6 protein-coding genes are annotated in these 15036 nt (G+C 40.0%); 5 read left to right on the top strand and 1 reads right to left on the bottom strand.

Going from position 1 to position 15036, the window contains the following annotated elements; translation table 11 throughout:
- Nucleotides 1-13: 13 nt before the first annotated feature.
- Nucleotides 14-1288 carry an RNA-guided endonuclease IscB gene (gene iscB / locus VB694_RS07425; protein WP_323359675.1) on the top strand — a complete coding sequence of 425 codons (1275 nt, stop codon included), beginning with the start codon at nt 14-16 and terminating at the stop codon, nt 1286-1288.
- Between the two features lie 142 nt (nt 1289-1430).
- Here the strand turns inward: iscB and VB694_RS07430 are convergent, their stop codons facing one another.
- Complete coding sequence (locus VB694_RS07430; protein ID WP_323359676.1) at nt 1431-3302, bottom strand: ShlB/FhaC/HecB family hemolysin secretion/activation protein; 1872 nt, start codon at nt 3300-3302, stop codon at nt 1431-1433.
- A gap of 432 nt (nt 3303-3734) precedes the next feature.
- On the opposite strand from VB694_RS07430, the gene VB694_RS07435 reads away from it, so the two are divergent.
- The 4 genes from VB694_RS07435 (at nt 3735) to VB694_RS07450 (ending at nt 14947) form a co-directional block, all read left to right on the top strand.
- Nucleotides 3735-4325 carry a COP23 domain-containing protein gene (locus VB694_RS07435; protein ID WP_323359677.1) on the top strand — a complete coding sequence of 197 codons (591 nt, stop codon included), beginning with the start codon at nt 3735-3737 and terminating at the stop codon, nt 4323-4325.
- Between the two features lie 99 nt (nt 4326-4424).
- Complete coding sequence (locus VB694_RS07440; protein ID WP_323359678.1) at nt 4425-5405, top strand: serine protease; 981 nt, start codon at nt 4425-4427, stop codon at nt 5403-5405.
- A 56-nt stretch (nt 5406-5461) separates the two neighbouring features.
- Nucleotides 5462-6547: a serine protease gene (locus VB694_RS07445; protein WP_323359679.1), complete on the top strand. Its 1086-nt coding sequence runs from the start codon at nt 5462-5464 to the stop codon at nt 6545-6547.
- A gap of 222 nt (nt 6548-6769) precedes the next feature.
- The gene (locus VB694_RS07450; RefSeq protein ID WP_323359680.1) at nt 6770-14947 is read left to right on the top strand and encodes a CHAT domain-containing protein; all 8178 of its coding nucleotides are present in this window, start codon (nt 6770-6772) and stop codon (nt 14945-14947) included.
- The last annotated feature ends 89 nt before the right edge of the window (nt 14948-15036 follow it).

Below are 15036 nucleotides of genomic sequence, written 5' to 3' on the forward strand. Positions count from 1 at the left end.
CAGAGAGGCAGAAATGTCAAATTACGCATTAGTTCTCGACACAAACAAACAACCTTTAAGCCCTTGTCACCCCTCGGTAGCAAGGAAATTATTGGCTTCGGGAAAAGCAGCTTTATTGAGGAGATTCCCCTTTACTATCATCTTAAACAAGTCATGCTCAGATGTTGTTAACCAAGCAATAGAACTTAAGATAGATCCCGGTTCAAAAACTACGGGCATAGCATTGGTTCAGTGCGAAAAAATCATTTTTAGCGCAGAACTTTCTCATCGAGGAAATGCAATTAAAGCGTCACTAGAATCCCGTCGTTCACTCCGCAGGGGGAGACGAAACCGCCATACTCGCTATCGTCAAGCCAGATTTTTGAATAGAACCCGGACAAAAAATTGGTTAGCTCCAAGTTTACAGCATCGTGTTGAGACTACCTTAACTTGGGTCAACAAACTCATTAAGTTTGCTCCGATCACCAGGATATATCAAGAGCTTGTCAGATTTGACCTGCAACAAATAGACAATCCAGAAATATCAGGTATTGAATATCAGCAAGGAACTTTGTCCGGGTACGAAGTCCGTGAGTATCTACTAGAAAAATGGCAGAGAAAATGTGCTTACTGTGGGATTGAGAATGTCCCCTTGCAAGTTGAGCATATTCACCCCAAAGCCAGAGGTGGCACTAATCGGATTTCTAATCTTTGTCTTGCTTGCCAGAAGTGCAATATCAACAAAGGCACTCAGGATATTGAGAAATTCCTGGCTAAGAAACTGGATATTCTCAAATGTATTCTGGCGCAAGCAAAACGACCTTTAAAAGATGCGGCGGCAGTGAACTCTACCCGTTGGGCATTGTTTAGCCGACTCCAAGAAACTGGTTTACCCGTTTCCACTGGTTCTGGTGGTCAAACTAAGTTCAATAGAACTAGATTAAAGTTTCCTAAAACTCATTGGCTAGATGCCGCTTGTGTTGGGCAAATTGGAGAATTGGCAGTTTTAACAAATAAGCCTTTGCTTATCATTGCAACAGGGCATGGGACTCGTCAAATGTGTCGAACTGACAAGTTTGGTTTTCCATCTAGATATGTGCCGAGAATTAAATTTGTTCAAGGTTTTCAGACAGGTGATATTGTGAAAGCAATTGTTACTACTGGCAAGAAAATCGGTAAATATATTGGTCGTGTTGCAGTTAGAGCAACAGGTTCTTTTAATATTTCCGCATCAAAATTAGTTCAGGGTATTAGTTATCAATTCTGCAAAATTGTTCACCGCAAAGATGGTTACAATTACGCGTTTTAGGATTGACAGGGATTGAAATCCCTTGAGCCGCTTCCCACGAGCGCCCTAAAGGGACTGAGTTTCCCGCTTCCCACGAGGTTTTATGATTTGAAAATTTACAACAAATAGAGCCAAATCTACGCCTTCAAGGACTGGGAGAATATCAAAGCTTATATCCCACACTGAAGTAAAACCCTTCATCCTGGGCATTTACACCCCGGTCATCTAAATTAATTAAAGGCAGTCCATAATCTAACCGCATATTCAGACCAGGTAGGAGTTGCCATAAAACTCCCACTCCTGTACCAGCTAAAAAGGTTTGTTTCTGTAGGTTGTTAGGATTATCACTTGTATTCCAGACATATCCTAAATCAAAAAATGGGGCAACTTTGATTAATGGATTGCCACTTTCATCTTTGTGTAGTGTGAGTTGGTTTTCTAATACAAATCGCACTCCGTTGTCACCTGCACGGGCATTTTGCCGATAACCACGGACTGACTGACCACCACCAATTACAAATTGCTGTGAGGGTAATAAACCATTGGGAGTTAGCTGTACTTCAGCTTGGGCAATTAACAGATAGTTATCGCTGAAGCGTTGTACTCGCTGTACTTGTCCTAACCAACTGAAAAATTTACCATCAGGAATGGGATCATCGTTGCTAGTGGCATCGAATACGTCAATACCAAGACTAAATAAAGAACGCAAAGACCAAGCACCTTGAGTATCCCGTGCTAAATAGTCTTGTCCGAATTTAATCACGCGAGTGCGGCTATTACCTTCATCATCGGGGCCAAAACCAAATGCTGTAGGACCTGCAAAGGTAAAGGTTTGACCATTTTGGACAGTAAACCCTAATGATAGGGCAAATTCTTGGCGGGGCGATCGCACTAATGGCTGACGAAAACTAATTTCATATAGTTGCGACTCTCCCCGAATCTCGAAATCTCGAAAAGATTCTTGGATGACTTCGTTATTATTGATTGCTGTTCGCAGTTGCAGAGTTCCATTCATCGCATTCACTGGGATGCGATAACTAAAATCATAGATATCTGCTCCCCCCTGGGCTGTAAAGTAATATGATGCAGCTAGTTCATCACCCCATCCTGTGAGATTACGATAACTAGCGTTAATACCAAATCTCTCTGAACCAATACTCGGTGGTGAATAGTTATCAGCACTTAATGCTGCTTTCAAAGAGTTAGCTTCAGTAACTCTGACTACTAAAATATTTTGACCCAACTCAGTACCTGCACGGATACTGGCTTCTACATTGGAAAATAATGGATCGGCTCGTAATAATCTTAACTGATCTTCTAAATCACCAGTGGACAGAGGTTTTTTAATTCCTAAAGCTACACGCGATCGCACATAATTAGGATTGATGCGTTTTGTGCCTTCAATTTCAATTTTCTCTACACCAGCTTCAATTACCTGTATTTGTACCACACCATCGCTAATTGTTTGGTTGGCTAAAATTGCTCTTGAAGTCAGATAACCCCGATCTAAGTATAGTTGGGTAATCGCATTAGCAATTTCCCTGAGTTCTTCCAGGCTTACAGAACGTCCTTGAACTGGCTGAGTCAGAGAATTTAATTGCTCTTGGTTAAAAATTGTACTACCCGTTACCTCAATTTTATTAACCTGAATCTTTTCAGTGACTGTCTCTGGTAAGGTTTCTGGCACAGGTTCTGATGGTACTATCTCCTGATTTTCCGGTGGTAGGGGTTCGGGAATAGGTCCTGGTTGCAGAAATCTTTCCTGATTGGGATTATCTGATTGATTCTCTGCTTGTGCCAGTAAATTGTCAGGTAATTCTAATAATACCAAAGCATTCATTAATTCAGTGTTGCTCAGTGATTCCTGCTTTGACGCAATTTGTTTGTTTTTAACTTGTTCCAGCAAATTATTTGGTCGTTCTGACAACAGAAAGGAAGCCGACGATTGAGCAGAACTGGCTGATGCAGAGACAACCAAGAGCGCACTGGGAATTAAAAATACATTCCCCATTGTACTTTTTAAATGCCAACGCATAAAATTATTACTCCTGTATTTGATTTTTATACTTATATAAAGTTATAGTTCCAAAATTAACACGCTATGTCACCTCTGGATACATTAATGGCAAAATTTTGGTATTTTTTCGATAAATAGCTGAAATCAATTGAGCATTGATAAATCAAAAGTAATATTTAATACTAATAAAATAATTAATAACCTGAAGTATCACGGAGTTATCGTTAAAATTTCAAAAAGTTACTTAAAAAAAATAAGTACGTACTATAAGTAAATTTACGCTTCCTATGTTAAATGATTATAAGTTATTCTATTTGTCAGGTATTAAACCAAACAAAAAAATAAACAACGCACTAAGTTAGGTAAAGTAACCAAAACTTATAACTTAACTAATTTGCTTTTAAGCAAACATCGTACTTAAACAATCACTTTAATTTAGGAGAGAATAAAATGCTACGTAAATCCTTAGCAATCCTTAGTGGAGCAGTTATTGTCAGCAGCTTGGGAGCAGCAGTTAGCAGCCCCAGTTATGCTCAAGCAGCAGGACCTTTTAGCTGTGATACAAATAGCTTGACAACCGTTGTCGGTGCAAGAAGATCCCCTGTCATGCGCTGGAGAACAAATGAGTTTGCAGGTTCTGGTTATAATAGTGTCCGCAGATGTGTCGAAGTATCATCAAGATTTAACTACTTTTACAGCACAGGCCAGTTAAACTACATTACGGCTGGAGTGGTAAGAGGAATGCCCGTAGTTTGTGCTACCTCTGCTGGTGGTTCCTGTGATAGCAGCAATGTTCTATTCACATTGAATAGCAGAAATAGCCGCAACGTGGCAGGTATTCTGCAAACACTATTTGATAATCGTGCTGGTGCTGCTGGTGCAGTTATTAATGAATCTTCTGAGCGTATTTACATCGACGTGAATAAAATGTTGACTGACTTAGGTGTAGATGCTAATGCACCCGGACAACAAGAACCCGGTGTAGTCAATAACAACCCCAGCACAGCACCCGATACAGCACCCAGTGGTGGTAACTGGTAAGACGCTGAAAGTTCGATTAACATAGACTAAATCTCCTCCTCAAAGCCGAAAATGTCATGGGGAGGAGTTATTAGTTAACTGTTTTTGAGTTAGGCGAACATGGATTTTTCTAGAGTTAGTGTTGTGGCTTTAATTAGCTGTCTGTCTTTTGCTTTTTCAACCAAGGTTGTGTACTCCATAGAAAAGCAAACACCGACTGCTGATATAGAGATTTCTCAGGCTACTGGGATATTGTCAGAAAAGAATTTGCGTCAACAAGCCCGTGCGATTACGGTGAAAATTCTGGCCGGAGAAAGTTGGGGATCAGGAATTATTATCCAAAGAAAAGGTCAGAGTTACACCGTTCTCACCAACGCTCATGTTTTGAGAATGGGTGGTAATTATCAAATTCAAACTCCCGATGGCAAGATTTATCAAGGCAAAACAATTAGGGCTGTGAATTTCAATGATGATGACTTGGGATTACTCAGTTTTAAGAGTAGCAGTAATTATGCGATCGCCTCAATTGCCAAATCACCCTTAGCAGTGGGAGAAAAAACCTTTGCTGCTGGCTTTCCCCATGAAAGCAAAACTTGGTCATTCACAACTGGAAAAATTGACTATATATTACCTAAATCTTTTCAGGGTGGTTATCAAGTCGGTTACAGCAACGACATCCTTAAAGGCATGAGTGGTGGACCGGTACTCAATCAGCGTGGTGAACTGGTAGCGATTAATGGTAGACACAAATTTCCTCTCTGGGGAAATCCATTTATTTTTGTAGATGGTTCTACCCCAAACTTACAAACCCGCAGTAAATTTGAATATTCTAGTTGGGCTGTTCCAGTAGCAACTTTTCTCAACAGCGCCCCCCAATTTTCTCAAGGTGTAATTAACCCACCCGCAGTATCATCTTATGCTGAAGCTGAAATAGAAGTTGATTCTCTCTATTCAACTTCTACACCACAAACCCCAATCCCTGCAAATCAGCCCAACCGTTCAGTTAACACCGAAATTGAGGTTGATTCTCTTTATTCAAATTCTGCACCACAAACCCCAATACCTGCAAATCAGCCCAACCGTTCTGTGTGGATTTGGTAATTGATTTGTATGAATTTGTTAATAGTCATAAATTAAAAGTTTCAGGAAATAGCATCATGTTAAATTCTTATGTATTATCAGGTTGCTTTATCGGTTCAGCAATGGTGATGGTAGCCAGTCCAGCCATTGCTAAAGAAGCATTATCACCCAAAGAAGTAGCTAGTATTGCCAAATCCACTGTAGTACAGATTGCCCCTACAGTTAATTATCCGGGTTCAGGGGTGATCATTGGTAGCTACAAAGAAAATGGTCAAAACGTTTATGTAGTTTTGACAGCTAATCACGTCGTTAAATACAGCGATGATGAATATAAAGTTATCACTCCCGTTCCCTTAGAAGGAGATAGAAGACGGCAGAAAATCAGTATTTCCACAGAGAAAGACATTCAGAGATTGCCCGGTGTGGATTTAGCGATTGTCAAATTTCGCAGCGAACACAAGTTTAATACGGCTACTCTAGGTGATTCTGACCATACAACTGAAGGTGCTGGTGTCTACGTTTCTGGATTTCCTAACCCAGACCAGGCGATTACAAAGCGTGTGTTTCAATTCACCTCTTCCTTGGTTTCCAGCCGTTTAGATGGGGATGAAGTCGCAGGTGAAGAAGAAACAGCCGTGGATAGTGGGTATGCTATATCTTATACAGCTATCACTAGAGCAGGAATGAGTGGCGGTCCAGTTTTCGATGTAGCGGGGCGAGTTGTCGGTATTCATGGCAGAGGTGGAAGAGAAGAAACCGCCAAACGCCAAGCATCCCAACAGGGTAATCAAGAAAGTGGACCGCAAATTGTCCCCGATAAAACCGGATTTAATTTAGCCATTCCTATTCAGACTTTTCTGAGAAAATTAGCGCCTAATGCTATGTATACATTAGGTATGAAATTTGATAAGTCTGAACCAGGGACAACCGCTCAATTGTTTGCTACTAGAGGTGGTCCGAGAAATAGTCAAGAACCTCCCAAAACTAACATTATAGAAGAAGAATCGGCAGATGCAGCTGTTGAGGTGGTTAAGCAATCTCCTAGAAATAACACTCCATCCCGTCCCACACCTACTCCATTTACTCCGTCTCGTTCCGTACCTATTCAACCAACACCCATGGAAAATCCTCCTTCTAATCCCTCTGGTTCTCGTTTATGGTGATTAAAATTTGTAACAAATTAATAAGTCATCATCACGCCTTTTAAAAGACAGGATGCTAAAAAGCCCGCAGGTGCGGGCTTTCTAGTGTTCAGCAGTAAAAACACTGAGGGATTATTTATGAAGTTTAATTCATTTTTGAAACAATTCAGGTATATACACTTATATGAATAATGCTGTTAAATGAGGGACAATTCAAATTGAAATATTTATACCAGGATTTATATGAATTCGTTAACTGGAAAAATTGCTTTATTTATTCTCACTCAAGCGATGCCTGCGGCGAGCGTAGCTATCGCAGTTGTCACCCTTCTGCAAACCATAGCCCCTGTCAAGGCACAATCTATCACCCCTGCTAATGATGGTACTGGTACTGTTGTCACCCCCAACGGCAATCAGCTAGATATTAGCGGTGGTACACTTTCTAGAGATGGCGCGAATCTCTTTCAAAGCTTCCAAAAATTTGGACTCAACTCCAACGAGATAGCTAACTTTCTCTCTAATCCCAACATTCAGAACATTTTGGGGCGTGTCGTTGGTGGCGACCCTTCATTTATTAACGGGTTACTACAAGTAACTGGCGGAAATTCTAATTTATTCTTAATGAACCCGGCTGGTATCGTATTTGGTGCTAATTCCAGCTTAAATATACCCGCTGACTTCACAGCTACTACAGCTAATAGCATCTGGTTAGGTGCAAATCAGTTTAATGCAGTTGGTAGTAACGACTATGCGAATTTAGTAGGAAACCCTAACGCCTTTAGTTTTTCAGCTTCCCAACCAGGGAGTATTATTAATCTTGGTAATTTAGCAGTTGGCGCTGGTAAAAACTTAAACTTAATCGGTGGTACTGTTGTCAGCACTGGCAATTTATCAGCACCAGGAGGTAATATAACTGTTGCATCAGTTCCTGGTCAAAACCTTTTACGCATCAGCCAACCAGGACACCTGCTGAGTCTAGAAGTTAATCCTCCATCAGATACATCAACTACTCCTGCAACTCTCTTAGATTTGTTAACAGGTATTAATGGGGGTAATGCCAACGGGTTAACAGTCAATAGTAACGGACAAGTTGAACTTACAGGTTCTGGACTGACTGTAAACAATGGAGATGTAGTTGCTAAGAACGTTACAGCCCAATCTGCGACTTTATCAGCTGATCAGAATTTAACTTTAGTTGAAAGTCAACTGCAAACCACGGGAGATTTAAACCTGTTAGCTAAAGACACTGTACGGGTGCGGGATAGTATCACCACTCCTTTTTTAGCTCAAACAGGGGGAAATCTTTATATTCAGGGAAATCAGAATATTGATATTCTGTCCTTGAATCATTCCCAAACACCTTTTGTAAGTGGTGGAAATCTGAGTTTAGTCAGTAACGGTGTAGTTTCTGGGGATGCTCACTTTTACAGTGGTGGACGGTTTGCTATTAAAAACCTCTCCGGTGGTGCGGGTAACTTTGTAAGTTTGTTTGACCCAATTATCAGAGCTAATGGAGATGTCCTATTTGGAGACTATACAGGTGCAGCCCTGAAGGTTGAGGCAACAGGAAGTATTCAGGGTGGGAATATTAGCATTACCTCTCCTGATATAAGTGGCAGTATACCAGTTGATGATCCTGATTTTACAGTCTTAACTACTACACGTTCCTTAATTTTACGCGCTGGTCTATCTTCCGTTTCAGGTACTAATTTTCCGAGCATTATTGATGGAACAACCTTCTCATCTCCTGGCGGTTCTTTGGGTTTACCACCTGGAAGTATTCAAATAGGCGGTGTAGATGCCGCAGAAGGTTTAATTAGTTTATCTGCAACAGGAAATATAGACGTTAGCGGGGCTTTAGTCACTTATCTCTTAGGTTCTTCTGGTAATAGTGGTTCAGTCAATATTACTGCTGGTGGTAATGTCAATTTATCATCAACCAACCCTGCCGGTAGTATTCAAACTCAAACTGCAAATGGAAACTTTACTGGTAATGCAGGTGATATTTCCATTACTAGCACTAACGGCAGTATTAATAGTGCTTCAGGTTTTAATGCTTTTGCCTTATCAGGCAATGGTGGGAAAATTACAATATCAGCATTTGGAGACATTAACACAGGATTTCTTAACTCATACTCAGATCCTTTCCCAACAGAAATTGTCACAACAGGTAATGGTGGTGATATATCCATTAATAGTAGCAATGGTTTAATTAATACGACTCAAATTAGGTCTTATAGTACAGCCACGGGCGGTATAGCTGGTAATGTTACTTTAAATGCCGCCAATTCAATCAATACCAGCTTTGTTCGCGCTCAAGTAGATAGTGATGGAATCAGAGCAGGTACGGTCTTATTTACAGCAGGTGGCGATATTACTACAAATGCCATTCGTGCCTTTAATGGAGTTAGTGTAGGTAATATTACTCTGAATAGTACCAATGGTTCTGTGTCAGTCCTTGCATCTCCTATCACTACTGATGGATTTACTAATGGTCTTAGTGGTCATTTAAATGCTGTAACAGAAACTAATGGCGGTATTGGTGGAAATATCACAGTTAATAGTTTTGGTAACATTAATATTGAAAACTATGTTGCCACATCTTCTGTAAATGGTACAAGTGGTAATATTAACTTAACCAGCCAAAATGGCTCTATTATTGTTAACAATGAACTTGGTAGTATTGCTGCTGGTTCTTCATTCTTCCTAGACTCTATTACAAACTCACTCACATCTTTTACCAGTGCCAATGGTAGTAATATCAACCTGCAAGCAGCAGGGAATATTTCTGCGGGTGGTATTTCATCAGCAGGAACAAATAGTAGCGGTACAATTAATATTAATAGTACAGGCGGCAGTGTTAATATTAATAGTCTTTATAGTGGTTCACAACCAGAGCAAACTATTAATGGTGTAACACAACCTGGAATTGCTTCTACTACTGGTGGGAATATTTCAGTTAACGCAGCAAATGATATAACTCTTCAACAAGTAGGTGCTGATAGCGTTAGCAATGCAGGTAATATTTCTCTAACTAGCACAAATGGTTCTATCAACACTAGTGCCGGGATTACATCAACAATCTCTGAGAATGGAAGTGCCGGAAATATTACTTTTAATGCTCTTGCAAACATTACTACAGGTGTTGTTAACTCAACAGGGGCAACTAGTAGCGGATTGATTAGCCTTACAGGTAATGAAATTGATTTGATAGGTGGGGCAAATTCTGTCACAGGAACGAACTTAACGCTTCAACCTAAAACGCCTACTCAAAATATTGCGATCGCTGGTTTAGATAGTGGATCATCTGATATTTTGGATCTTACATCTGCTGACATTGCTGCATTATCCGACAATAGTTTTATCACCATCGGACGTACTGATGGCAGTGGTGCTATTACTATTGACAGCAACGGAGTTACATTCAATACTAATTATCTGACAATTCAATCTCCATCGGGGTTAGGTTCAATTACAGCCGATGGGCAAATTGTGAGTGGAGTTATAGAACTACTAGCAAATGGCAATATTGTCACAAAAGATATCACTACAGGTGGCAATTTCATCGACATTAGAAGCACTAACGGAACAATAGATACAAGTGCAGGGACAATAAACGCTGCTTCTAATTCCATTCCAGGTGGCAATATTCAATTTACTGCTAATAGCATTTCCCCTGGAAATGTAACTACTAATATTAATGGAATTAACTTTTATGGTGCTGTTAATCTGACAAAGGATACGTTTATTAGTAGCACTGGTTCAGGTACAGGCTCTATATTCTTTAGTGATACTGTTAATGGCAATAATAACCTTACTGTAGTGGGAAATGGTTTAATTCAGTTTAGTGGTGCGATTGGTGCTACAACTCCCCTCAGCAGTCTCAACATCACCAGTGCAGCTAACACAACTATTCCCAGTAACATCTTTACTACAGGGGATATAAATATTAACAGCCCCATCACCCTCACAGGGATTGGTAACAGAGAATTTAATTCTGCCACAGGAACAATAGCCTTAAATAACTCCTTAGCAGCAGGTAGTAACAATCTCACACTCACAGCAAATGAGATTAACCTACCATCAACTACTAATTCGGTTACTGGTACAGGTAATTTAGTTCTTCAACCTACTACTCCTAATAAAGCAATTGCTGTTGGAGGATCTACAGATAGTGGTTCAGACACTTTAGATATCACAGCAACCGATCTTGCTGCCTTAGACAATTCCACATTTAAATCATTAACTATTGGCAGAGCCGATGGAAGTGGTGTACTCACAGTCGTTAGTTCAATACTATTTGATGGAGTTGTTGACAAATTGTCAACTTTTCGATCTCCAACAGGCTCAATTGTATTAAACGGATCAATTATTACAATAACTGATAATCTGACTTTTGATGGCAATGTTATTTTAGGTGCTGATATTATAATTGGAAGAGGTCCTTTTAGTAAAGTTACTATTACTGGAGTGAATGCTGATGGTAGCGGTAGTACACCAAATACTAGTAATTCTTATTCAGGAAACAATATTAAGTTTACTGGTACAGTTGATGGAGCTAAAAATTTAACGTTAATTGCTGGTACAGGAAATATTACTTTTGGTGCTGATATTGGTGGTACAACTCCACTGAGTAGTTTCAAAATCACCAGTGCTGCTAACACAACTATTAGCAGTAACATCTTTACCACAGACGATATAAATATTAACAGCCCCGTCACCCTCACTGGAATCGGTAACAAAGAATTTAATTCTGCCACAGGAACAATAGCCTTCAACAACTCCTTAGCAGCAGGTAGTAACAATCTCACGCTAACAGCAAATGAGATTAACTTGCCATCAACTCGTAATTCCGTCACGGGAACAGGTAATATTCAACTTCAACCTTCCACCCCCAGTCAAGATATTGCTTTGGGTGGTACTAATAATAGTGGGACAGAAATTTTAGACCTCACCATATCTGATCTAACTTCTTTAAAAAATGGCTTTAGTTCTATTACTATTGGACGCAATGATGGTAGTGGTAATGTCAATATAGATACTGATCTTGTCATCTTCCAAGATCCAGTCACAATTAATTCTCCTGGTGGGAATCTGACTGTTAGTGGTGACACTCAAATCTCCGCTGTAGATAACGGTTCACTAACTGTAAATACTGATTCGATCACGCTCAATGGCAGTATTACCAACTTAGCCTCACTCAATCTCAATACTAACTTAATTACGCTCAATGGCAGTATTACCACCAACAACCAACCTATCACTTTCCCCAGCCCAGTTTTACTCGGAAGTGGTGCTAATGTTGCTCTCAACTCTGGTAATGCCAACATTAGTTTTGGTAACACCATTGATGGTAATGGCAATTTAAATTTGGCTGCTGGTATAGGTAACATTAACTTTGGTGGTGCGATTGGTGGGATAACACCTTTAAATAGTCTGAATGTTACCGCTGGAAATACAACAGTACCAGGAAATATTACTACTGTAAATGGTGACATTATATTCAATAGTCCAGCTACTCTTACAGGTAACGCCACATTCGACGCAGTAGGTGATGTAATTGTGCCAACAGCGTTTGACCCTATCACAGGAATGCCTGTATCCTACAGTACGGAAACTGCTAAAATAGCCATTAATTCTGGTTTGAATGCGGGAAGCAATTCTCTAACTTTAACGGCTGATAAAATTGACCTGCCAACTTCAGCTAACTCAGTTATAGGCACAGGCAATTTAACACTTCAACCAGCAACACCCACTCAAAACATCGCACTGAATGGTTCTACTGACACAGACACTGAAACCTTAGACATCACCAGCACTGATATAGCAGCCTTAGCAAACGGTTTTAGTTCTATTACCATTGGACGCAATGATGGCAGTGGTGCGATTAGTGTAGCTAGTAATGGTGTAACATTCAAAGACCCAGTTAAAATTCAATCTCCTACTGGTGCAGGTTCAATCACAGCAACCGGAACAATAACAGGTACAGATAACGCTTCAATTAATCTGTTAGCTAACGAGAACATCACCACAAACAGCATCATTACAAATGGACAAAACATAGACGTTACCAGCAACATGGGTTTTATTAACCTTGGTAACTCCTTCAGAACCATTTCTGGTACAAACAGTGCTGGTAATATCAACTTGAATGGTAAAGTTAATCTACTTAACGACATCACATTTAATACAGATGCTTCCAGCCCAGGAAATATTAACTTTACTGGTACAGTTGATGGAGTTAGGAACTTAACCTTAACTGCGGGTACTGGTAATATTAACCTTTATGGTGATTTAGGTAGTACAAATCCACTCAATAGCCTAAATATTACCAGCGCAACTAATACAACTATTTTAGGTAATATTACCTCAAGCAGTGATATCTACTTTGGTAGCCCCCTCACCCTCATTGGTTATGGACAGGTCTTCCAATCTAATGAAGGTTCAATCACAGCAACAGGTGATATAACATCCAATTATCCTCTTACTCTGTTGGCAAACGGTGATATTTCTACTAAGAATATTGATAGTCCAACACCTTACCCTACAAGCAGTCCAACACCTTACCCTACAAGCAGTCCAACTGCTGATAGTTTTATCCTCAAAAGTACCACTGGCACAGTTACGACTCAAGATATTACAACCAATGGTGCAGGAATTAATATTGAAGCCAAAGACAGTATTAAAACTGGAGTTTTAAATTCCAGTTCTACTACTGGTAATGGTGGTAATGTCTTATTAGATCCAGATAATGATATTGAAGTTGCTGCTATCAACGCCCAAGGCGGTAGTAATGGTACTGGTGGTAATGTAGATATTACAACTCGCCGGTTTTTCCGAGCTACTGACACATTTACCGATAATAACGGCACAAATGCGAGTATTTCCACCGCAGGTGGTACAGGCAGTGGTTCTGTTACCATCCGTCATGCTGGTAATGGAGATATCCCATTTGTAGTAGGTGATGCAACTACCAACGGTACTGCGGCCGCCATTACTACAGGTTTCGGTAATGTTATTGCACCTACCAAATCTTTACCAGGTACTTATACTCAAGGCAACACTGGCATTCTTACTCAAGAACCGGAAAATCTACCCAAAAAAGATGTAGAAGAAAGTTCTACAGAAAATAATACACCACTAACTAATACTAATACCAACCTTCCCCCAGCGATACTGGATACAGAGGTTGCAGAATTAGATGAACGTGCGACAAAACAGTATCTGGGACAATCAGAGAAAACCTCAATCAAAAGCTTGTCTGATGTACAGGCTGCCCTGCGCCAAATTGAGGCGAAAACAGGCATTAAACCAGCAATAGTTTATGTAACCTTTACTGCCAGCGGTGACACATCAACAAAGAATAACGATGGACTTGATTTAGTTTTGATTACTGGTAAAGGTAAACCCATCCGCCAATCGGTTGCTGGTGCAACTAGGGCTAAGGTGATGCAAGTAGCTCAAAAGTTTTACGGTGAGATTTCTGATATCAATAAAGCCAACAGTAATAGCTATTTAACCTCAGCCCAGCAATTATATCAATGGCTCATCGCTCCTCAAGAAGCCGAGTTGCAAAAGCAAGGGATTACAAATATGGGCTTTATTATGGATGCTGGTTTACGTTCCATTCCCTTAGCTGCCCTGCACGATGGTAAACAGTTTTTGATTGAAAAATATAGTTTGGGAATGTTACCTAGTATCAGCCTTACAGATGCGAACTACGTTGATATTAAGAAATCCCAAGTCTTAGCAATGGGAGCTAGTGAATTTACCAAAGACCAAAAACAACAACCCTTGCAGGCAGTGCCAATAGAGCTTTATAACATTACCAAATTATGGAATGGTAAATCTTTTCTCAATAAGAGTTTTACCCTAGAAAATCTCAAGATTAAACGCCAACAAAATCCTTTTAGCATGATTCATTTAGCTACTCATGTAGATTTTGTTTCTGACAATTCACGTAACTCCTACATCCAGTTGTACGATAGTAAGCTGACACTAAATCAAGTACGCGAGTTGGGTTGGAATAAACCACCAGTAGAGTTATTAGTTTTAAGTGCCTGTAAATCAGCTTTTGGGGATGAAAAAGCAGAGTTAGGTTTTGCTGGGTTAACAGTACAAAGTGGTGTAAAATCAGCCGTTGCCAGTTTGTGGTATGTTTCTGATGCTGGAACTCTGGGTTTGATGACTGAGTTCTATCGGCAGTTAAAGACTGCACCAATTAAAGGAGAAGCACTGCGACAAGCACAATTGGCAATGCTTCAAAGTAAAGTTGCAGTTGAAGGAAATAAATTAACTGGTGTCAATAGCAGTATTGATTTACCAGCGGAAATATCTACCTATTTACAGAAGAATATTAATGGTAGTCTCTCCCATCCCTACTATTGGTCTGCCTTTACGATGATTGGTAGTCAGTGGTAAAAATTCCCTGCTGAATAAACCCAAAAGCTAGATGAATCAAGGGATTCAGAGTTAAAAAAGGGGAAGAAGGTGCAAGGAATAGACATTAA

It is taken from the genome of Anabaena sp. UHCC 0451, assembly GCF_034931405.1.
Classification (GTDB): Bacteria; Cyanobacteriota; Cyanobacteriia; order Cyanobacteriales; family Nostocaceae; genus RDYJ01.